Raw genomic sequence first — 20,650 nt, 5'->3', positions numbered from 1 at the left:
GGTGGTGCGTAACCCCCTCGCCAGTAGTGCTCAAGCCCCTCGTGGGTGGTGCGGAAACCCCTCGCCGGGGTTCTAGGTGAGGGTGATCGGCACCGAGGAGGCCTCGGGGCGGCCCCAGCCCGCCGTCAGCACGACCCGGCCCGGGTCGACCCGGAACGTGTGATCGCGGCCGTGGTAGCCGAACGCGGTCGTCGGCAGCGCGAACCTCACCTCGGCACTCGCCCCCGCAGCGACCTCGACGATCGCGACGTCGACCAGCTCGCGCAGCGGCCGCGTCACCTCGGCCACCTCGTCGCGCATCATCAGCAGCACCGGCTCACGGACGTCGTCGGCGCCGTCGTTCGTCACCGTCAGCGACACCTCGACGGTGCCACCGTCGACCGGGACCCCCGCCGTCGTCGTCCGCAGCGGTCCGTACGTGAGCCTCGAGGTCCCGGCACCGAACGGCAGCACGGGCGCGGCGGGGGAGTCGATGTAGCGGCCACCGCGCGGTCCGTCCGGAAGCGGTCGACCCGACGGACGCTCGGCGTGCGAGAGCGGCAGGTGGCCGCTCGACCGGGGCAGCGACATCGGCAGCCGCCCGCCGGCGGCCACGCCGCCCACGAGCACGTCGGCGATCGCGGTCCCGGCCTCGGTCCCGGGGTGCCAGGCCAGCACGACGGCGTCGGCCAGCGCCAGCACCTCGCCCAGCGCCAGCGGGCGACCGGCGAGCACGACGACGACCAGCCGCTCCGCGACCCCCGCCAGCGCCCGCAGCTGCTCGAGCTGGCCCGGCGGCAGACCGATGTCGCTCACCGCGCTGTCCTCGCCCGAGCGCCAGGAGTGCTCGCCGACCAGCGCGATCGTCGTGCCGGCCTCGCGGGCGCGCCGGAGGCTGCGGTCGGGGAAGCCGCCCGGGTCGACGACGAGGCGGTCCGCGACGGCGGAGCCCACCGTCGCGGCCAGCGCGGTGCGCACCGCGGGGGCGACGGCGACGACGTCGTCCGCATGGCCGTCGAGCACCCAGGTGCCCATCAGGGCCGCCCGCTCGGTGGCGAACGCGCCGGTGAGGAGCACGGGCAGGTCGTCGGCCGAGGGCCGGACGGGCAGCACGCCGTCGTCCTTCAGCACGACGATTGCGCCGGTCGCGGCGCGTCGGGCGAGCTCCCGGTCCAGACCGAGCCCGCGGCTGCCGGCGAGGTCGCCGCCACCGGGCAGCGCGGCGCAACCGGGATCGAGCAGCCCCAGGCGGATCTTGAGACGGAGAACGCGACGGGCCGCGTCCTCGACCAGCGCGCGCTCGACGACCCCCTCCTCGACCAGCTCCGCCAGGTGGGCGCTGTACGCGCCCGAGACCATGTCGACGTCGACGCCGGCCTCGATCGCCTGCCGCGCCGCGTCGCGCAGGTCGGCGGCCACGCCGTGCTCGACCAGCTCGCCGATGCCGTTCCAGTCGGCCACCACGACGCCGTCGAAGCCCCACTCGTCCTTGAGGACGGCGCGCAGCAGGTGGCGGTGGCTGTGCATCGGGATGCCGTCGACGTCGCAGAACGCCGCCATCACGGTGCCCACACCGGCCTCGACCGCCGCCCGGAACGGCCGCAGGTGCTGGTTGCGCAGGGTGGTCTCGCCGACGTCGGCGGTGGCGTAGTCGCGCCCACCACGCGAGAGCCCGTAGCCGACGTAGTGCTTGGCGCACGCCGTGAGCCGTCTGGAGGCCTGGAAGCCGCGCACCATCGCGGCCCCGAGTCGCGACGTCAGCAGCGGGGCCTCGCCGATGGACTCGGCGACCCGGCCCCAGCGGGCGTCCTCGACCAGGTCGACCATCGGGGCGAACGTCCAGGTGATGCCGTCGGCCGCCGCCTCGAGCGCCGCGCGCTCGGCGACGGCGAACGCCAGCTCCTCGTCGAAGGAGGCGGCCAGCCCGAGCGGGATCGGGAACACCGTGCGGTGCCCGTGGATGACGTCGCGCGCGATCAGGAGGGGGATCCCCAGCCGTGAGGCACCGATCGCCGCGCGCTGGAGGTCGTCGACCCGGTCGCGGCTGACGCCGTCGTCGCGCACGTTGCCCGCGGTCGCACCGGAGGCGTGCAGCGTCGAGCCGATCCCGCCGGCGGCGAGCAGCTCGGCGTCGCGGTCGTGGTCCACGTTCGCGGGCTGGTGCAGCTGTCCGACGAGCTCCGCGAGCGTCATCTCGGCGAGGAGCGCGCTCACGCGGTCCTCGACGGCGAGGGTCGGGTCGGTCCAGGGGCGGGGGTGGGGCAGGGCCACGGGTCACGCTCTCTCGTCGTCGAGGGGCTGGAGGTCGCCGTCGAACCGGTGGTTGACAGCCGGGCCGACGTGCTCCAAGATCCTACTTGATCGATCCTATGAACGATCAAATAGTCATCCAGCAGCAACTCCAACGGGGGAGGTCATGGTGTCCGTTCGTCCCACCATCGCCGCGGTCGCGGCAGCTGCCGGCGTCTCCCGCCAGACCGTCTCCAACGCGCTGAACGCCCCGGAGCGGGTCAAGCCGGACACCCTGGCGAAGGTTCTCGGTCACATCGACGTCCTGGGCTACCGCCCGAGCGTCGCCGCCCGGCAGATGCGCACGGGACGCTCCCAGCTCCTCGCGATGCGGATCGAACCGGTGCGCGACGGCGTGAACGGCGTCGTCGGCGACCGCTTCCTGCACGCGCTCGCCGAGGCCGCGCAGGCCGCCGGCTACCGGATGCTGCTGTGCACCGCGGGGTCCGACGTCGACGAGGTCGCCGAGTACGAGCAGCTGCTGGCCACGATGGCGCTGGACGGCGTCGTGCTCGCCACCACGCACACGGGCGACACCCGCCGCGCCTGGCTCCGCGACCACGGGCTCGCCTTCATGAGCTTCGGCCGACCCTGGGGCGATCTCGCCGTCGCGGGCGCGTCCGACTCCAGCTGGGTCGACGTCGACGGCGCCGCCGGCACCGCGGCAGCGACGGCGGAGCTGCTGCGCCGCGGTCACCGCCGGATCGCCTACCTCGGCTGGCCGGCCGGGTCCGACGTCGGCCACGACCGGCGCGCCGGCTGGCTGACGACGATGGCGGCCGCCGGACGCACCGACGAGGCCGTCGAGGTAACCTCCGAGGACGACATCGAGGAGGCTCTCGACGTCGTCGAGGACCTCCTGCGGCAGCGGCCGACGGCGATCGTCTGCGCGTCCGACACCCTCGCCGTGGCCGCGTCCGCCGTCCTGAACCGTCGCGGCCTGCGACCCGGCCCCGACGTCTCGGTCGTCGGCTTCGACGACACGCCCGCCGCCCGTGCGCTCGGCATCGCCAGCGTCCTGCAACCGCTGGACCAGGTGGCCGAGGCCTGCATCGCCGGTCTCGTCGCCCAGCTCGACGGTCGGCCCCTACCCGCGGAGGGCGTCCTGCTCCCGCCACTGCTCGTGCCCCGGACCACCCTCGCGGACCCGGCGCCCTGACGTGGTCCGGGTCGCCCCCCGGATCACGGACCGAACCACCACGACGACGCAATGACGCCTCACGACCGGATTTCCGGTCCCCACCAAGGAGAAAGAACCATGACCAGGAGCACCCACCGCCCCCGGATCCTCACGCTGGGCGCGCTCGCCGCGCTCTCCCTCGTCCTGACCGCCTGCGGTGGCGGCCAGGGCTTCTCGGAGGACGAGTCGGGCGCCGGCGACGTCGACGAGTCGTCCTCCAGCTCGGACGGCGGTTCCGCCGAGGGCGGCGCCGAGCTGAGCGTCCTCGTCGCGACCGGCGACACCGAGAGCCTCGCCGCCATCCAGGACCTCGCCGACGCGTGGGGCGAGACGTCCGGCAATTCGGCCGACGTGCAGCCGGCCAGCGACATGAACCAGCAGCTCTCGCAGGGCTTCGCGGCCGGCAACCCGCCGGACGTGTTCTGGGTCGACGCATCGCTGCTGCCGACCTACGCCGCCGCCGGCAACCTGTACCCGTACGGCGAGGAGATGAGCGACGTCGACTTCTACCCGGCGCTCGTCAACAGCTTCACCTACGACGGCCAGCTCTACTGCGCCCCGAAGGACTTCTCCAACCTCGGACTCGTGATCAACACGGACCTGTGGGAGGCCGCGGGCCTCACCGACGATGACATCCCCACCACGTGGGACGAGCTGCAGACGGTCGCCACCACGCTGACCACGGACGGCGTGACCGGCCTCGTCATCGGCGACACCCGCGACCGCGTCGGGGCCTTCATGGTCCAGGCCGGCGGCTGGATCGTGAACGAGGACCAGACCGAGATGACGATCGACACGCCCGAGGCGATCGCCGGCCTCACCGAGGTCCAGGAGCTCCTGGCCTCCGGTGCCGCCGCGTTCCCGAAGGCCGTTGACTCCGGCTGGGGCGGCGAGGCCATCGGTACCGGCAAGGCCGCGATGACCATCGAGGGCAACTGGTTCAAGAGCGCCGCGACCGCGGACTACCCGGACCTCAACTGGCGCGTCGCCGAGCTCCCCGAGGGCCCGGCCGGCAAGGGCACGCTGACGTTCACGCAGTGCTGGGCGATCGCGGAGGCCTCGGAGAACAAGGAGGCCGCCCTCGACTTCATCAAGAGCATGTACACCCCGGAGATCCAGGTCGACCTGGCCAACCGGTTCGGCGTGATGCCCTCGATCGAGTCCGCCCGCGAGGACTACATCGCCGGTGTCCCGGAGACCGAGCAGGCCTGGCTCGCCGGTGCCGACTACGCCCAGGGCCCCGTGTCCGCCGTCGGCATGGACCCGGTCATGAAGGAGCTCGACACGCTCATCCAGCAGCTGCCCGGCCTCGCGCCGGCGGAGATCGCCACGCAGACGCAGGAGAACGGCACGGCCGTTCTCGGGAACTGATGCCACGACCATGACCCTCACCTCCGGATCCGGCCCGAGCAACGCTCCGGCCTCTCCGGCGACGACGACCTCCGAGCGGGGGCCGACCAGGCCCCCCGCCCGGGCGGGCGCCGCCGTCGCAGCAACCTGTACGGCCCCGAGCCGGTCCTGGCGTGGGTCTTCGTGGCCCCGATGGTGGTCGTGGCCGTCCTCTTCCTCGTCGTCCCGATCCTGATGGCGCTCTGGGTGAGCGTCTCGGACTGGGGCGGCCGGGGGAGCCCGCTGTCCGACTCCGTCTCGTTCGTCGGGCTCGAGAACTACTCCGCGTTCTTCTCGCCGGGTCTGGCCCAGCGGGACCTCACGACGTCGATCCGCAACACCATGTACTTCGTCCTGCTGGTGGTGCCGCTGCAGACGCTGCTGGCCCTCGGCCTGGCCCTGGTGCTGAACTCTCGCCGGCTCAAGGCGAAGAGCTTCTTCCGCACCGCCTACTACTTCCCGTCGGTGACCAGCTCCGTCGCGATCGCCGTCGTGTTCCTGTTCATGTTCTCCGCCAGCGGTCCGGTGAACTCGATCCTCGGACTGATCGGGGTCGAGGGACCGAACTGGTTCGCCGACCCGCGCGGCCTCGTGCACGTCGTGGCCGAGGCCTTCGGGACGACGACGCAGCCCGGGTGGGCGTCGGGCAACATCGCCGGGATCTCGCTGTGGCAGTGGCTCGCCGGCCCGAGCGTCGCGATGGTCTCGATCATCACGCTCGTCGTCTGGGTCTCCGCGGGCGGCTACATGCTCATCTTCCTGTCCTCCCTCCAGGGGATCGACGAGGAGGTCAACGAGGCCGCCGTCGTCGACGGGGCCACGACCTGGCAGCGCATCCGGCACATCACCGTGCCGATCCTGCGCCCGACCACCACGCTCGTGGTGACGCTGGGACTGATCGGGACCTGGCAGGTCTTCGACCAGGTCTACATCATGAGCCAGGGCAACCCCGGCAAGACCACCCTGACCCCCGCCTACCTCAGCTACACGACGTCGTTCGGCTCGGCGCAGTGGGGTCAGGGCACCGCCATCTCGTTCATGCTCTTCGCGCTCATCGTGGTCCTCACGATCATCCAGCGCGCCGCGACGCGTGACCGCGAGAACCCGTCCGGCCGGCGCCTGCGCGCGGCCCGAAAGGTGGAGTCGTGAGCGACGTCCGCACCACGCAGGACCGCACCACGCAGGACCGCACGACGCGGGACCGCTCCGACAAGGCCAGCTCCGACGAGGTCCGCTCCCAGGCCCGGCGCCGCCGGGCCAGCATCGCCGCCTTCTACGCGGTGCTGATCCTCGTGGCGATCGTCTACATCTACCCGTTCGTCATCCAGACGGGTACGTCGTTCAAGACCGACGGTGACTCGACGTACAACCCGCTCAACCCGTTCCCGACGGTGTTCAGCCTGGACGCCTACGCGAAGTTGGCCGAGGTCGACTTCCCGCTCTGGTTCCGCAACTCCGTCATCGTGACGTTCTTCGTCACGATCGGCCGCGTGCTGCTGTGCTCGGCGGCGGGCTACGCCCTCTCCCGCCTGCACTTCGTCGGGAAGAAGTTCCTGCTGGCGGCGATCCTGGCCGTGATGGCGGTTCCCGGCGTCGTGCTGCTCATCCCGAAGTTCCTCATCCTCAACCAGCTGGGGATGTACAACACCTTCTCGGCGATGATCATCCCGCTGCTGTGGGACGCGACCGGCATCTTCATCATGAAGCAGTACTTCGACACCATTCCCCCGCGGTCGAGGAGGCGGCACGGATCGACGGCGCCGGCGTCTTCCGCCGGTTCTGGTCGATCATGATGCCGATGGCCGGCCCCGCCTTGGTGACCCTCACGGTGTTCGCCTTCCAGGGCAGCTGGAACGAGTTCACCCACTTCATCGTCGCCCGCTCGAGCGCCGAGACGAATACGCTCACGACCGGGGTCGCGGCCCTGACCACCGGGCAGTTCGGCTCCGGCAACCGCTACCCGCTGAAGCTGGCGGCGGCGCTGATCATGACGATCCCCGTCGCCGTCGTGTACTTCATCTTCCAGCGCAAGCTCGTCCGCGGTCAGGGAGCGGGCGCGGTCAAGGGCTGAGCCACGCCCCGGTCCGACCAGACCCGCCCGCCCCGTTCCGACCCGCCCCTCACCCACCACCCTCGAGGAGCACGCCATGGGCCTGCAGCCCTTCCTGCACCAGCTGATCCCCACCCTGATGGCCCCGACCCAGGTCTGGAGCGACCGGGACGGTCAGGTGCGTGCCGCCGGGGCCCAGGGCGTCTTCCACGGTGACCTGCGGGCGCTGACCCACGCGGTGGTGACGGTCGACGGCGTCGAACCGGAGCCGCTGCGGGCGGCTCCGGCAGGCCCCGGCCGCCTCGAGGCCGTGATGGCCGTGCGGCAGATCGACGGCGAGGGGGCGGACCCGACGACGTGGCTGCGGCGCACGACGACGGTCGCCCCGGGTCTGGTGACGATCCGGCTGTCGCTGGAGTGCGCCACGGCGGAGGCGGTGCGCGGCCATCTGGAGCTGTCGCTCGGTGGGGACCTGGCCGGACTCGAGGTGGTCAAGCAGGGGGGCCGGCTCTCCCCGGCGGTGCCGCACGTGCTCGAGGACGGCGCCTCAGGTGTCGCGGCGTTCGATCTCGCCGCCGGCGGCGCGCGGGTGACCGTCTCGGCGACGGGCGCCCGCCTGCGCGCCGACGGGTACGACGGGATGGTCCTCGTCTGGAACGCGGTCGCCGCGCCGGGGGAGCCGTACGTCGTCGAGGTGACCGTGACGGTGAAGGACGGCAGCGCCGTGGTCACCGCCCCCGCGCGACCCGTCGTCGAGTGGGCCGTCCCGGCGGTGACGGCCTCCGACCCGCGGCTCGCGCGGCTGCTGGAGCGCTCGCTCGACGACCTCAGCACGCTCCGCATGACCTGGACCCGCGCCCCCGAGGACGTCTTCCTCGCGGCCGGTGCGCCATGGTTCTTCACGCTCTTCGGTCGCGACTCGATCTGGGCGGCCCGGCTGATGCTGCCGCTCGGCACCGATCTCGCGCGCGGCACGCTGCGCACCCTCGCCGTCGCCCAGGGCACGGCGACCGTGCCCGCCACCGCGGAGCAGCCGGGCAAGATCCTGCACGAGGTCAGGCCGGCCGAGCTCGCGCTGGGGACGGCACCGTGCTCCCGCCCGTCTACTTCGGCACCGTCGACGCGACGGCGCTGTGGATCTGCCTCCTGCACGACGCGTGGCGCTGGGGCATGGCCGACGCCGACGTCGAGGCCCTCCTGCCGACCCTCGAGAAGGCGCTCGGCTGGCTCCGCGACCACGGCGACGGGAACGGCGACGGCTTCGTGGACTACGTCGACGCGACCGGGTCGGGCCTGGCGAACCAGGGCTGGAAGGACTCGGGCGACTCCGTCCAGTGGCGCGACGGCAGCCTCGCCGAGGGGCCGATCGGGCTGTGCGAGGTGCAGGCCTACGCCTACGAGGCCGCGACGTCCGCTGCCGTGCTGCTCGAGGCGTTCGGTCGCGACGGCGCGTCGGAGTGGCGCACCTGGGCCGCCGACCTGGCGGAGCGCTTCCGGGCCGCGTTCTGGACGTCCGACGAGCAGGGCCCCTACCTGGGGGTCGCCGTCGACCGCCACGGCAACCTCGTGGATTCGGTCGCCTCCAACATGGGCCACGTCGTGGGCACGGGCATCCTCACGCCCGAGGAGGAGCGCCTGGTCGCCGACCGCCTCGTCTCCCCGCAGATGTCCTCCGGGCTCGGCCTGCGGACGCTGTCCTCGGCGATGGGCGGGTACTGGCCGTTGCGCTACCACGGGGGCGCGGTCTGGGCCCACGACACGGCGATCGCCGTGAGCGGGCTGGTCAGGGCCGGTCTCGACGACCAGGCTGATGTGCTCGTGACCGGCCTCCTGGCCGCGGCGGAGCGGTTCGACTTCCAGCTGCCCGAGCTCTTCGCCGGGACCTCGCTGGACGACGTCGGCGACGTCGTGTCCTACCCGGCCTCGTGCCACCCGCAGGCGTGGTCGGCGGCCTCCGCCGTCACGGTGCTGCAGGCCGTGCTCGGCCTCGAGCCGGGCGGGCAGGTCCGGTCGGTCGGGCGGGACGTCGTGGGCGACGTCGTCGTCAGCGGTCTGCCGGGACCTCGTGGTCCGTGGTCGGTCGAGCTGCACCCGGGCGCGGCGCCGGTGCTCCACGGGTCCGCAGCGACGTGATCGCGAAGGTCACCGCGGTGACCAGCCCGGCCGAGCCGAACAGGTGCAGGGCGACGAGACCGATCGGCAGACCCGTGAAGTACTGCACGTAGCCGATGAGCCCCTGGGCGAGCGTGACGGTGAGCAGCACCCACCAGGCGCGTCGGGCGCGGGGGAGCCCCTGCCCCGTCACGCCGCGCCGGTGCAGCACGACGAGCGTCACCAGCAGGGCGACGACGAAGACCCACACCGACATCGCGTGCACACGTGCCACGAGGGCCGGGTCGACCGGGAACCGGTAGCCGACCTCGGAGTCGCCGGAGTGCGGGCCGGCGCCGGTCGTGATGACGCCCAGGACGACGACGATCGCCGTCAGGATGCCGAACGTCAACGGTGCGGCGCCCAGCCACCGGGACCCGCGGCCCGCGGCGCCCACGCTGGGGACGGGGGCGTCGTCGCCCTCGCGCAGCCGGGCGACGAACAGCGCCGAGACCCAGACGAGCGCAGCAGAGATGAGGAAGTGCGAGCCGACGACGGCGGGGTGCAGGTCGACCAGCACGGTGATGCCGCCGAGCACGGCCTGGACGAGGACGCCGACCAGCGGCAGCAGCCCGAGGATGCGGAACCGCACGCTGCGGCGGCTCGTCCCGGGGGAGAACAGCACGAGGATCGCGAGGGCGAGGGCGATCGCCACGAGCACCCCCGTCAGGGTGCGGTTGCCGAACTCGATCAGCGGGTGGAAGGTCATCTCCGCGTGGAAGACCGGGGTGAACTCACCCGGTTCGCACTCGGGCCACGTCGAGCAGCCGAGGCCGGACGACGTGAGCCGCACGACGCCGCCCGTGAGGATGATGACGGCCTGCGCCACGAGGTTGGCGATCGCGACGCCGAGCGTCAGGCGGGGGGTGAGGCGATCGGTCCAGGAGGCGCGGGGCGTGGTGGCGGCAGACACCCCTCCAGGGTAGACCGGCGTCGTGCCACCCCGACCGCGCGCCCTGACAGCGGCTCGGGGCGGGAACGGCGCTGCGGGCGCCCGAGAGGATCCCGGACGCCCGCAGCGTGATGGCGGTCGAACCGCCGAGACGTCCGACTAGGACAGGACGTTCTGGTTCAGGCGGTAGAGGAACGCCGCCATGGCGTCACGGGCCACCGGGCTGAGCGGCTCGAAACGCGAGGTTCCGTCCGGGTTCAGCCAGCCGGTCGTGATCTGGTTCTCGGCGAGCCAGCTGATCTCCGTGTAGAACTGCGTGGCCGGGGTCACGTCCGTGAAGGGCGAGACCGGGGCGGCGACGTAGCCCTCGACCTCGGCGTACCGGTACAGGAACGCCGCGATCGCGTCACGGTTGATGTTCGCCACCGGCCGGAACTCGAGACCCGCGGGGGTCTCCCAGCCGGTCGTGATCCCCTGCTCGAACGCCCAGGAGATCTCCGTGTAGAACTGGTTGGTCGTGGCGACGTCGATGAACGGCGACTCGGCCGGAGCCTCGTAGCCCTCGGGATCGGCCATCCGGTAGAGGAAGGCCGCCATGGCGTCACGCCCGATCGGGCTCAGCGGACGGAACTCGACGTCTCCGTTCGGCAGCTCCCAGCCGGTGGTGATGCCCTGGTTGGCCAGCCACGTGATGTCGGCGAAGAACTGGTTGTTCTTCGGGACGTCGACGAAGAGCTGGTCGCCGGGGACCTGCGCCACGGTGTTCTGCACGTCGACGATCTGACCCTGCTTGCCGACCGCGTTGTGCAGGTGGAGGAAGAGGATCCGCTCGCCGCTCGGCGTCGTCTCGACGCGCTCCTGGGTGGTGACGCCCGACGGCCCGGCCGGGTCCTTCTTCGTCTGACCGGAGGGAGCCCCGGACGTCAGGTTCGCCAGGCGCGTGACGGCGATGGAGGTCTCGGGCAGCGAGGCGAAGAGCGCGCTGTCGAGGTCGCCGAAGCCGAGGCCGGTGTTCCACTCGAACGACAGGTCGGGGACCGTGTCGTAGATCCCGCCGTCGGCGAGCCACGACGTGCCGCTCACCGAGTAGTCGAACGAGACGTCACCAGCGGAGATCTGCTCCTCCGAGAACCCGAGCGACTCCAGGGAGACGGGCAGGACCGCCGCCGCCGAGTCGTAGGAGTTGGTGTCGATCGTCGCGGGCACGTCGTTGATGAACTCGAGCCCGGTGTTGCGACCGTTCTCGTCGAAGACGAGCACGAGCGTGAGGTCGTAGCTGTCGATGCCGTCGTCGTACTTCTGGACGACGACGTCGTACGGTCCCTGCGGCGTCTCGACCTCGATCACGATCGAGTTCGAGGCTCCGAGCGTGGCCCATGGACCGTGGGTCTCGATGCCGAAGCCGACGTACGGCGAGTCCTCGTCGTAGAACCACTGCGACGTGCCGACGGCCTTGATGTCGGCCGCGAGCAGGCTCGGGTCGACGTCGGGGCCGTCGTCGACGATGCCGGACTCGGCAGCGAGGTTGAACGGCGCCACGACCGAGAGGAAGCCCTCCTGGTCCACCGAACGACCGGCGAGGCCGACGTGCGTCTGGACGGCGTCGGCCGTGCCGAAGACGACGGGGCCGGCGGCCATGTTGCTCGTGGGCTTGACGGCCGCGCTGACGGGCACGCGGAGCAGGTCCACGTCGGGAGCGCCGGTGAGCTCGATCCACCCCTGCGGGATGGTGAGGAACTCGCGCGGCGTGCCGACCTGGAGGTCGGACATCGACGGGTCGAGCGTGCGCTCCACCGCGGCGGGGTCGGTCACCGAGAGCGTGACGTCGACCGTGGCCGTCCCGCCCGCGGGACGGAGACGGAGTCGGCGGACAGGAGGTACTCGACCCCGGGGACCGGCGTCTGGGCGTTGTAGTCGACCCCGAGGGTCACGGTCGTGTCGCCCGTGTTGAGCAGCTCGACCGTGCGGGTGATCGTCGTGGCCTTCTCGAGCTCGATCACGCCGAACCCGACGGACACGCCGGACGGGTTGGCCTGGTCGTAGGCGATGACGGTGTTGTTGACCGAGGCGAGGGCGTCCACGCGGCCGGAACCCACACGCTGCGGGCCGAACGGCACGTCGCCGATCGTCACGTCGTGCGTGGCGGTGTTCATGACGCCGGCCTTGACCTGCGCGGCGCTCCAGTCGGGGTGCGCGGCGCGGGTGAGCGCTGCGACACCGGCCGCGTGCGGCGAGGCCATCGAGGTGCCGGACTTGTTCGTCCAGCCGTTGCCCGAACCCACGGCGACCGAGGCGATCGTCGTGCCGGGGGCGGCGACGTCGGGCTTGGTCGAGCCGAGCGAGCCGTGCACACCGCGCGACGAGGAGTCGTTCAGGGTGTCGGCGACGCTCGGGGCCACGACGGACTGCACGGAGAGGCTGTTGTCGTACGTGATCGTGAGCGGCGACGGGATCGTGATGACACCCGTGGCCGGCGTGTAGTCCAGGAGCTCGTCGGTGACGGGGCCCGTGAACTGGAAGGTCGGGATCGAGGCGTTGCCGGAGAGACCGGCACCGAAGACCTCCTGCAGCCCTGTGAAGACGATGCCGGCAGCGCCGGCGGCCGTCGCCTGGTTGGCGCGGACGGCCGACCCGCACGGGAGCGGGGCGGTGTCGTCCCACGCGACCACGACGGTCTTGCCCGCGACGGCGGCCGCGTCCTCGGGCGAGTACGGGTAGCAGCCCGAGAGGTAGCCGACGTCGGTCGGGGTGGGGACCTGGGGCGTCGGCGCCGGCAGCAGGATGGTGTCCAGCGCGACGACCTCGGAGGGCCCGACCGGACCGTTCGGGAACAGGTAGGCGATCGAGTACTGGCCCGGGACGGTCTCGGCGGCGCCGCCGCCGACGGTCACGGACGCGCCCTCGAAGTTGAACGTGTCGGCCACGGAGTTGGCGACCGACAGGGTGGAGTTCGCGTTGCCCGGCGATCCGCCGATGTCGTGCGTGTCGCCGGAGTTGCCGGCGGACGTCACGACGACGACGCCCTCGTCCACGAGCTGCTGGATGAGGTCGTTCTCGGGGTCGTCGACGGTGGAGAAGGTGGAACCGATCGACATGTTGACGACCGTCACCTGCTGCGCGAGCTCGTTGGTCGGGTCGAGCAGCCAGTCGAGGGCGGCGCCCGTCACGGAGCTGCTGCCGGCGCAGCCGAAGATCTTCAGCGCGACGAGGTCGGCCTCGGGCGCGGAGCCCGGCCCGACCTGGAGCTCGAGGAGCTCCTCCTCGCCGATGGTGGTGTAGTCGCCGTCGAACGTCGTGCCGTCGGCGGCCACGCCCCAGCCGGCAGCGGTGCCGGCGACGTGGGAGCCGTGCCCGTCGCTGCGCGGGGACGCGGGGGGAACCTCGCCGCACAGGCCGGGGGCCTCGTCCAGCGGGTTGGGGTCCTCCTGGGGGACCTGACCGGCGCCCGCCGTGTAGTTCAGGCCGGCGAAGTCCCAGCCGCCGAGCACCTTGCCCTGGGGCCACTCGGGCTCGGTGGCCAGGAGCGTCTTGGTCTGCTCGTTGAGCTCGGTCGGGTACGCGTACTGCGGGTCCGCGTTGAACGACGCGTGCGTGAAGTCGATGCCGGAGTCGATGACGGCGATGGTCTGACCCTCACCCGTGATCCCCGCGTTCTGCCACGAGGCGGTGGACCCCGTGAAGAGGTCGATGCCGGCGTTGGACTGACGCTCCTTGGGAACGATCGGCCGGACGGAGACGACGTCGTCCCGCTCGGCCAGGGCGCGGAGAGCGTCGGCGTCAGCGCTGACGGCGACACCGGCCAGGCCGTTGGTGGCGGTGTAGAGGACCGTCACGTCACCGAGGTCGTCGACGACGGAGTCAGCCGTCGTCTCGATGGTCTCGGCGGCGCGGTCGGCCACCACCTGCGGCGAGGAGCTGCGGGACTGCGACACCGCCTCGCGCGTGGTCGTGTCCGAGAACTCGACGAAGGCCTCGGTCAGGCCGGTCAGGCCCTTCATGGACTCGACCTTGAGGTCGGTCGCGCTCGGGGCCGGCAGGGACTCGGCCGCCGGGAGGGAGGCGACGTCGGCCGGATCGGCTGTAGCGCCTGCTGCCGAGGTGACGAGCAGGGCCGTGGCTGCCACGACTGCGGCGGGGTACCGCCACCGTGGCGCTGGGGTGTGCTGTGGGGACACGCGAATCTCCAGGGGGTTGAGAACCTGCGGGTACGCAGTACTGCACGACGCTATGGCGGGTTGTCTGGAGAGTAAAGACCTGGTGTACGAAAGGCTCAGGATTGGCGCAGGTCGGTCAAGGCGCCTTGGTGAAGGTGAGACGGGTCACAGCCGCGAGATCCTGCGGATCGTTCCCTACGCGGAGGGGCGGAAGAGCTTCGCGGCTCCGAGCGACAGGATCGCGGCCCACGCCGCGAGCACGAGGAGGGCGACTCCGTCGACCTCGCCGACGAACGCCGCGCGCAGCGCGTCGCCGAGCGCGCCGGCCGGCAGCCAGCTCACCACCGCCGCGAGGCCCCCGTCGGCCGCGGGGAGCACGAGGCCGCCCACGACGAGCATGAGGACCCAGGCGATGTTCGCGACGGCGAGGACCGCCTCCGCCCGCAGGCGCCCCGCGAGCAGGAGCCCGGCGGCGGAGAACGCGACCGAGCCCAGCAGCGCCCCGATCAGGGCGATCGGTACCCCGGCCGCGTCCGGGCGCCACCCGAGGGCGACGGCGAGCGCGCCGAGCACGACGATCTGCACGACCTGGACGCCGAGGACCGCGAGGACCTTGCCCGCCACGATGCCCCGGGTGCCGAGCGGGGTGGTCGCGAGCTGGCGCAGCACGCCCCAGCGCCGGTCGAACGCCGTCGCGATCGCGAGCGACGTGAGCCCGGAGGAGGCGATGGCGAGGCCGAGCACCCCGGGGGCCACGACGTCGAGCCGGTCCTGTCCGGGGGCGAGGGCGATGTCCACGAGGTCGCTCCGGCCGAGGGAGCCGAGCACCAGCGCGGGCAGGATGAGGGCGACCAGCAGCTGCTCGCCGTTGCGGAGCATCGTCAGCGCCTCGAAGCGGGCGTACGCGAGCACGCGGCTCATCGCGGCGCCGCCGTGATCGTGAGGTAGGCGTGCTCGAGGGTGCCGTCCCCGACCTGCAGCGACCGCAGCAGCACGTCGCTCCGGTCGCACCACTCTGCGATCGCCAGCGTCAGGGCGGGCGTGGCCGGCCCGCGCACGAGGAGGTCGGCGCCGTCGGCGTCGAGCGTGACGTCGTGCCCGACCGCGGTCACCGCGGTGCGCAGCTCGATCGCCTCGCCCTCGGACAGGGGCCGGGCGAGCCGGAGTCGCTGGGAGTCGGAGCCGGCGTGACGCGCGATCAGGTCGGCGGGGGTGCCGGACTCGACCAGGCGGCCGTCGACGAGCACGTGGACCTGGTCGGCGAGGGCGTCCGCCTCCTCGATCAGGTGGGTGGTGAGGACGATGCCGACCCCGTCCGAGCGCAGCTCGCGCACCAGCTCCCACACGTCCTGCCGCGCGTGCGGGTCCAGGCCGGCGCTCGGCTCGTCGAGGAAGACGAGCTCGGGGCGACCGATCACGGCGACGGCGAGCGCGAGCCGCTGCCGCTGACCCCCGGACAGGCGGCGGACCGGGGTGGTCGCGACGACGTCGAGCCCCAGGCGCGCGAGCAGGTCCGCGACCGGCAGGGGGGAGGCGTGCATGGCGGCGGCGAGGGCGAGCACCTCACGGACGCGGCGGGCCATGGGGAGCCCGCCGTCCTGCAGCATGACGCCGACGCGCGACCGCGCGCGGTCGGAACCGGCGGCGTCGCCCAGCACCGTGATCGTGCCGGAGTCGGGCCGGCGCAGCCCCTCGGCGCACTCGATCGTCGTCGTCTTGCCGGCGCCGTTCGGGCCGAGCACGGCGGTGATGCCACCCGCCTCGGCGACGAGGCTGAGGTGGTCGACGACGGTGCGTCCGGAGTAGGCGACGGTCAGGTCCTCGATGACGAGGGCGGGGGAGGGCACGAGTGGTGAGTCTACGGCGGTCCCCGCACCTCCCGCAGGCCTTCGGTGAGGCTGGCCTTGCTTGAGGGAACGCAATTAGGGAAGGACACTGTTACCTAAAGACGGCCTCCGCACGGGACAGCCGTCCTCGCCCGGCGCCCGTCGTCGCGCGAGACGACAGACGATCGAGGGACGGAGGTGCGACGTGCAGGAGCTGCGCGAGACGACCTCGACCCTCGACGTCGACGGCGACACCGGCACGCGTGACCGTGTCCGGGCCCTCGTCGTCCAGCGCGGACCGGTCGGCGCCTCGACGCTCGCCGAGATCCTCGACCTCACCCCGGCGGCCGTGCGGCGCCACCTCGCGGCGCTCGTCCAGGCCGGAGAGATCGCCGAGCGTGCCGTGATCTCCGCGGGTCCGCGCGGGCGGGGACGCCCGGCACGGGAGTACGTCGCCACGCCGGCCGCCCAGCACCACCTGCCCAACACCTCCGCGGCGCTCGCGGCCGACGCGCTGCGCCACCTCGCGGACGTGCTCGGGCCGGAGGCCGTCGCCGAGTTCGCCCAGGCCAGGGTCGCCACCCTCGAGGCTACCTACCGGCCGGTCGTCGAGGCCGCGGGCGACGACCTGCACGACCGTGCCCGCGCCCTCGCCCAGCTCTTCAGCGAGTCGGGCTACGCTGCGTCCACCCGCGAGCTCGGCACGGCGCTCCAGCTCTGCCAGGGGCACTGCCCCGTGCAGCAGGTGGCCGAGCAGTTCCCGCAGCTGTGCGAGGCCGAGACCGGCCTCATCTCACGGCTGCTCGGTGTCCATGTGCAGCGGCTGGCCACGATCGCCTCCGGCGGTCACGCCTGCACCACGCACATCCCCACGATCTCCGTGCGGCCGCCCTCGGTGCGCGCGACCCAGCAGCCTCAGCCCTCCCAGAAGGAAGCAGCGGAATGAGCACAGAGAGTCCGACGCAGCCCACGCCGATGACGCAGGACGAGACGATCGCGTCCATCGGCAACTACAACTTCGGCTGGCACGACACCGACGACGCCGGCGCGACCGCGCAGCGCGGTCTGTCGGAGGCGGTCGTCCGCAACATCTCGGCCCTGAAGAGCGAGCCGGAGTGGATGCTCCAGCGACGCCTGCGCGGCCTGAAGCTGTTCGAGCGCAAGCCGATGCCGACGTGGGGCGCCGACCTCTCGGGCATCCACTTCGACAACATCAAGTACTTCGTGCGCTCCACGGAGAAGCAGGCCACCTCGTGGGAGGACCTGCCCGAGGAGATCAAGAACACCTACGACCGACTGGGCATCCCGGAGGCCGAGAAGCAGCGTCTCGTCGCCGGCGTCGCCGCCCAGTACGAGTCCGAGGTCGTCTACCACCAGATCAACGAGGAGCTCGAGAAGCAGGGCGTCCTGTTCCTCGACACCGACACCGCGCTCCGCGAGCACCCCGAGATCTTCGAGGAGTACTTCGGCACGGTCATCCCCACGGGGGACAACAAGTTCGCCGCGCTGAACACCTCGGTGTGGTCCGGCGGCTCGTTCGTCTACGTGCCCAAGGGCGTCCACGTCTCGATCCCGCTGCAGGCCTACTTCCGCATCAACACGGAGAACATGGGTCAGTTCGAGCGGACCCTGATCATCGCCGACGAGGGCTCCTACGTGCACTACGTCGAGGGCTGCACCGCGCCGATCTACTCGAGCGACTCGCTGCACTCCGCCGTCGTGGAGATCATCGTGAAGAAGGACGCCCGGGTCCGGTACACGACCATCCAGAACTGGTCGAACAACGTGTACAACCTCGTGACCAAGCGCGCCACGGTGGAGCAGGGCGGCACCATGGAGTGGATCGACGGGAACATCGGGTCCAAGGTGACCATGAAGTACCCGGCCGTCTACCTCATGGGCGAGCACGCCCGCGGCGAGACGCTCTCCATCGCCTTCGCCGGCGAGGACCAGCACCAGGACACCGGTTCCAAGATGGTGCACATGGCGCCGCACACGTCGAGCTCGATCGTGAGCAAGTCCGTGGCCCGTGGTGGCGGCCGCGCCTCCTACCGCGGTCTGGTCCAGGTGCTCGAGGGTGCCGAGGCCAGCAAGTCCAACGTGCTGTGCGACGCGCTGCTCGTGGACACGATCTCGCGCTCCGACACCTACCCGTACGTCGACGTCCGCGTCGACGACGTCGAGATGGGCCACGAGGCCACCGTCTCGAAGGTGAGCGAGGACCAGCTGTTCTACCTCATGTCGCGAGGCATGACCGAGACCGAGGCCATGGCCATGATCGTGCGCGGGTTCGTCGAGCCCATCGCCCGCGAGCTGCCCATGGAGTACGCCCTCGAGCTCAACCGTCTCATCGAGCTCCAGATGGAAGGGGCCGTCGGCTGATGGCTGCAACGACCACCGAACTGACCACCGACCACAGCCGCGCCTCCGCCGACGCCGCGCACAGCCACGGCGGCCCCGCGGCCCCCGAGGCCTCGCGCGCCAGCCGGTTCGCGTCCTTCGACATCGCCGACTTCCCGGCCGTCACGGGTGCCGAGGAGGAGTGGCGCTTCTCCCCGGTCGACCGCCTGCAGCGGCTGATCGGCGGCACGGCGACCGGCACGGTCACGGTCGACGTCACCGCGCCCGAGGGCGTGGGGGTCGCCGTCACCAAGCGTGACGGCGCATCGACGACCGGCGTCGCCGGGGTCCCCAACGACCAGCTCGCCGCCACCGCCTGGGGCGCGGCGCTCGAGCGGACCGAGGTCACGATCGGCGCGAACGCCGAGCCGACCAGCGAGACCACGGTCGTCGTTCGCGGCGAGGCCGGCTCCGCCGCGGCTGCGTCGCACCTGCTCGTCACGGCCCAGCACCACTCCAAGGCCCTCGTCGTCGTCGACCACGTCGGCACCGCCGAGCTCGCCCAGACGGTCGAGATCGACGTCCACGACGGCGCGCACCTCACCGTCGTCAGCATCCAGGACTGGGACCGCGGCACCGTGCACGGCTCGAGCCACCGCGCGCGCCTCGGCCGCGACGCCACGCTCAAGCACATCGTCGTCAGCCTCGGCGGCGACGTCGTGCGCGTGACGGTCGACGGCGAGTTCACCCAGCCCGGCGCGATGCTCGAGTCGATCGGTCTGTACTACGCCGACGCCGGCCAGCACCTCGAGCACCGGCTGTTCGTCGACCACGCGGTGCCCCGCTGCACCAGCCGCGTCACCTACAAGGGTGCGCTGCAGGGCGTCGGCGCCCGGAGCGTGTGGATCGGCGACGTCCTCATCCGCAAGGCGGCCGAGGGCACCGACACCTACGAGCTCAACCGCAACCTCGTGCTGACCGAGGGCGCGCGCGCCGACTCGGTGCCGAACCTCGAGATCGAGACCGGCGAGATCGAGGGTGCCGGTCACGCCAGCGCCACCGGCCGGTTCGACGACGAGCAGCTCTTCTACCTGAAGTCGCGCGGCATCCCCGAGGACGTCGCCCGCCGCCTGGTGGTGCGGGGCTTCTTCGCCGAGCTCATCCAGCAGATCGGCGTCCCCGCCGTCGAGCAGCGCCTCGAGGCGGCCATCGAGGCCGAGCTCGAGGTGACGGGGCTGTGACCCGCCGATGACCGCGCAGAGTGCCGCCTTCCTCGACGACCTGGCGCCCGGCAGCGCGATGAGCGTCAACGTGACGGCGCCCGACGGCTCCGACATGACGGTGGCCCTCGTGCGCACGCCCGACGGCGTGGTGCACGCCATGGACGACGAGTGCACGCACGGTCGTGCCTCGCTCGGCGAGGGCGACGTCGACGACGTGAGCGTGGAGTGCTGGAAGCACGGCGCCCGCTTCGACGTCCGCACCGGCAAGCCGCTCAGCCTCCCGGCCACGCGAGGCGTCGTCACCTACCCGGTGACGCTCGACGGCGAGGTCATCCTCGTCGACGTGGACACGCCGACCGCCTGACCGACCCCACCTCTTCCTCCCGAACCACACGAAGGACCCCACTCATGGCAACGCTCGAGATCAAGAACCTGCACGTCAGCGTCGAGACCACCGACGGCCCCAAGCCGATCCTGCGCGGCGTCGACCTCACCGTCCGCAGCGGCGAGACCCACGCGATCATGGGCCCGAACGGCTCCGGCAAGTCCACGCTCGCCTACTCCATCGCCGGCCACCCGCGCTACGAGGTCACCGAGGGCGAGATCCTGCTCGACGGCGAGAACGTGCTCGAGATGAGCGTCGACGAGCGCGCCCGCGCCGGGATGTTCCTCGCGATGCAGTACCCGGTCGAGGTCCCCGGCGTCACCGTCTCGAACTTCCTCCGGACCGCCAAGACCGCGATCGACGGCAAGGCCCCGGCGCTGCGCACGTGGACGGGCGACGTCAAGGGCGCCATGGACGCGCTGCGCATGGACCCCGAGTTCGCGACGCGCAACGTCAACGAGGGCTTCTCCGGCGGCGAGAAGAAGCGCCACGAGATCCTCCAGATGGAGCTGCTCCGCCCGAAGTTCGCGGTGCTCGACGAGACCGACTCCGGCCTCGACGTCGACGCGCTCCGCATCGTGTCCGAGGGCGTCAACCGCCTGAAGGACACCAGCGAGGTCGGTGTCCTCCTGATCACGCACTACACGCGGATCCTGCAGTACATCAAGCCCGACTTCGTCCACGTCTTCGTCGCGGGCCGCGTCGCCGAGCAGGGCGGCCCCGAGCTGGCCGACCGCCTCGAGGCCGAGGGCTACGACCGCTTCCTCGCCTCCGCCGTCTGACCAGCTGACC

At 71.9% G+C, this 20,650-nt stretch carries 17 protein-coding genes and 1 pseudogene; 12 read left to right on the top strand and 6 right to left on the bottom strand.

Annotation, left to right across the window (positions count from 1 at the left end; genetic code table 11):
* Positions 1 to 72: 72 nt before the first annotated feature.
* Positions 73 to 2,250, bottom strand: a complete 2,178-nt coding sequence (locus C8046_RS04075; protein WP_109228361.1) for a glycoside hydrolase family 3 N-terminal domain-containing protein — start codon at positions 2,248 to 2,250, stop codon at positions 73 to 75.
* Between the two features lie 148 nt (positions 2,251 to 2,398).
* Between C8046_RS04075 and C8046_RS04070 the strand changes: the two genes are divergently transcribed.
* From C8046_RS04070 to C8046_RS19880, 7 genes and pseudogenes are all read left to right on the top strand, one after another.
* Positions 2,399 to 3,427, top strand: coding sequence for a LacI family DNA-binding transcriptional regulator (locus tag C8046_RS04070; RefSeq protein WP_235866081.1), 1,029 nt, complete (start codon positions 2,399 to 2,401; stop codon positions 3,425 to 3,427).
* 99 nt (positions 3,428 to 3,526) lie between these two features.
* Complete coding sequence (locus C8046_RS04065) at positions 3,527 to 4,819, top strand: sugar ABC transporter substrate-binding protein (protein ID WP_109228359.1); 1,293 nt, start codon at positions 3,527 to 3,529, stop codon at positions 4,817 to 4,819.
* A gap of 171 nt (positions 4,820 to 4,990) precedes the next feature.
* The gene (locus C8046_RS04060) at positions 4,991 to 5,986 is read left to right on the top strand and encodes a carbohydrate ABC transporter permease (RefSeq protein ID WP_109228358.1); all 996 of its coding nucleotides are present in this window, start codon (positions 4,991 to 4,993) and stop codon (positions 5,984 to 5,986) included.
* Positions 5,983 to 6,630 (top strand): carbohydrate ABC transporter permease, encoded by a 648-nt coding sequence (locus C8046_RS19895; protein WP_328587571.1) that lies wholly within the window; start codon positions 5,983 to 5,985, stop codon positions 6,628 to 6,630. Before C8046_RS04060 ends, C8046_RS19895 begins: the two co-directional genes overlap by 4 nt.
* Positions 6,513 to 6,908 (top strand): carbohydrate ABC transporter permease, encoded by a 396-nt coding sequence (locus C8046_RS19890; protein WP_328587570.1) that lies wholly within the window; start codon positions 6,513 to 6,515, stop codon positions 6,906 to 6,908. Before C8046_RS19895 ends, C8046_RS19890 begins: the two co-directional genes overlap by 118 nt.
* Before the next feature lie 76 nt (positions 6,909 to 6,984).
* A pseudogene (locus tag C8046_RS19885) lies at positions 6,985 to 7,521 on the top strand (glycogen debranching N-terminal domain-containing protein); the annotation flags it as partial.
* Between the two features lie 455 nt (positions 7,522 to 7,976).
* On the top strand, positions 7,977 to 9,020 hold the full coding sequence (locus tag C8046_RS19880; RefSeq protein WP_328587569.1) for an amylo-alpha-1,6-glucosidase: 1,044 nt from the start codon (positions 7,977 to 7,979) through the stop codon (positions 9,018 to 9,020).
* Here C8046_RS19880 and C8046_RS04045 read toward each other — a convergent pair.
* The 5 genes from C8046_RS04045 to C8046_RS04025 all read right to left on the bottom strand — a co-directional run bounded on the left by C8046_RS04045 (position 8,932) and on the right by C8046_RS04025 (position 15,931).
* On the bottom strand, positions 8,932 to 9,951 hold the full coding sequence (locus tag C8046_RS04045) for a COX15/CtaA family protein (protein ID WP_109228357.1): 1,020 nt from the start codon (positions 9,949 to 9,951) through the stop codon (positions 8,932 to 8,934). The genes C8046_RS19880 and C8046_RS04045 overlap by 89 nt on opposite strands.
* A gap of 138 nt (positions 9,952 to 10,089) precedes the next feature.
* Positions 10,090 to 11,742 carry an S-layer homology domain-containing protein gene (locus C8046_RS04040; RefSeq protein ID WP_109228356.1) on the bottom strand — a complete coding sequence of 551 codons (1,653 nt, stop codon included), beginning with the start codon at positions 11,740 to 11,742 and terminating at the stop codon, positions 10,090 to 10,092.
* Positions 11,739 to 14,054 (bottom strand): S8 family peptidase, encoded by a 2,316-nt coding sequence (locus C8046_RS04035; protein WP_109228355.1) that lies wholly within the window; start codon positions 14,052 to 14,054, stop codon positions 11,739 to 11,741. The genes C8046_RS04040 and C8046_RS04035 overlap by 4 nt, the downstream gene beginning before the upstream one ends.
* 225 nt (positions 14,055 to 14,279) lie before the next feature.
* Complete coding sequence (locus tag C8046_RS04030; protein WP_109228354.1) at positions 14,280 to 15,005, bottom strand: ABC transporter permease; 726 nt, start codon at positions 15,003 to 15,005, stop codon at positions 14,280 to 14,282.
* Entirely contained in the window at positions 15,002 to 15,931 is a 930-nt protein-coding gene (locus C8046_RS04025) for an ABC transporter ATP-binding protein (RefSeq protein ID WP_109228353.1), read from the bottom strand. Before C8046_RS04025 ends, C8046_RS04030 begins: the two co-directional genes overlap by 4 nt.
* 184 nt (positions 15,932 to 16,115) lie before the next feature.
* Between C8046_RS04025 and C8046_RS04020 the strand changes: the two genes are divergently transcribed.
* The 5 genes from C8046_RS04020 to sufC are packed head-to-tail and all read left to right on the top strand — an operon-like array spanning position 16,116 to position 20,640.
* Entirely contained in the window at positions 16,116 to 16,856 is a 741-nt protein-coding gene (locus C8046_RS04020) for a helix-turn-helix transcriptional regulator (protein ID WP_216628970.1), read from the top strand.
* Positions 16,853 to 18,292, top strand: a complete 1,440-nt coding sequence (gene sufB, locus C8046_RS04015) for a Fe-S cluster assembly protein SufB (protein ID WP_199224388.1) — start codon at positions 16,853 to 16,855, stop codon at positions 18,290 to 18,292. Before C8046_RS04020 ends, sufB begins: the two co-directional genes overlap by 4 nt.
* Positions 18,292 to 19,491: a Fe-S cluster assembly protein SufD gene (gene sufD / locus C8046_RS04010; RefSeq protein WP_109228351.1), complete on the top strand. Its 1,200-nt coding sequence runs from the start codon at positions 18,292 to 18,294 to the stop codon at positions 19,489 to 19,491. Before sufB ends, sufD begins: the two co-directional genes overlap by 1 nt.
* 7 nt (positions 19,492 to 19,498) lie before the next feature.
* The gene (locus C8046_RS04005; RefSeq protein ID WP_109228350.1) at positions 19,499 to 19,837 is read left to right on the top strand and encodes a non-heme iron oxygenase ferredoxin subunit; all 339 of its coding nucleotides are present in this window, start codon (positions 19,499 to 19,501) and stop codon (positions 19,835 to 19,837) included.
* Between the two features lie 44 nt (positions 19,838 to 19,881).
* On the top strand, positions 19,882 to 20,640 hold the full coding sequence (gene sufC / locus C8046_RS04000; RefSeq protein ID WP_109228349.1) for a Fe-S cluster assembly ATPase SufC: 759 nt from the start codon (positions 19,882 to 19,884) through the stop codon (positions 20,638 to 20,640).
* Positions 20,641 to 20,650 lie beyond the last annotated feature (10 nt).

Source organism: Serinibacter arcticus (assembly GCF_003121705.1).
GTDB lineage: Bacteria > Actinomycetota > Actinomycetes > Actinomycetales > Beutenbergiaceae > Litorihabitans.
The sequence above is the reverse complement of the archived record's forward strand: the minus strand, read 5'-3'. Positions and strand labels throughout refer to the sequence as shown.

Excerpts from the sequence above, each read along its gene's own strand:
- C8046_RS04065 (WP_109228359.1), top strand. The coding sequence starts at position 3,527 with ATGACCAGGAGCACCCACCGCCCCCGGATCCTCACGCTGGGCGCGCTC.
- C8046_RS04060 (WP_109228358.1), top strand. The coding sequence starts at position 4,991 with ATGGTGGTCGTGGCCGTCCTCTTCCTCGTCGTCCCGATCCTGATGGCG.
- C8046_RS04030 (WP_109228354.1), bottom strand. The coding sequence starts at position 15,005 with ATGAGCCGCGTGCTCGCGTACGCCCGCTTCGAGGCGCTGACGATGCTC.
- sufB (WP_199224388.1), top strand. The coding sequence starts at position 16,853 with ATGAGCACAGAGAGTCCGACGCAGCCCACGCCGATGACGCAGGACGAG.
- sufD (WP_109228351.1), top strand. The coding sequence starts at position 18,292 with ATGGCTGCAACGACCACCGAACTGACCACCGACCACAGCCGCGCCTCC.
- C8046_RS04005 (WP_109228350.1), top strand. The coding sequence starts at position 19,499 with ATGACCGCGCAGAGTGCCGCCTTCCTCGACGACCTGGCGCCCGGCAGC.
- sufC (WP_109228349.1), top strand. The coding sequence starts at position 19,882 with ATGGCAACGCTCGAGATCAAGAACCTGCACGTCAGCGTCGAGACCACC.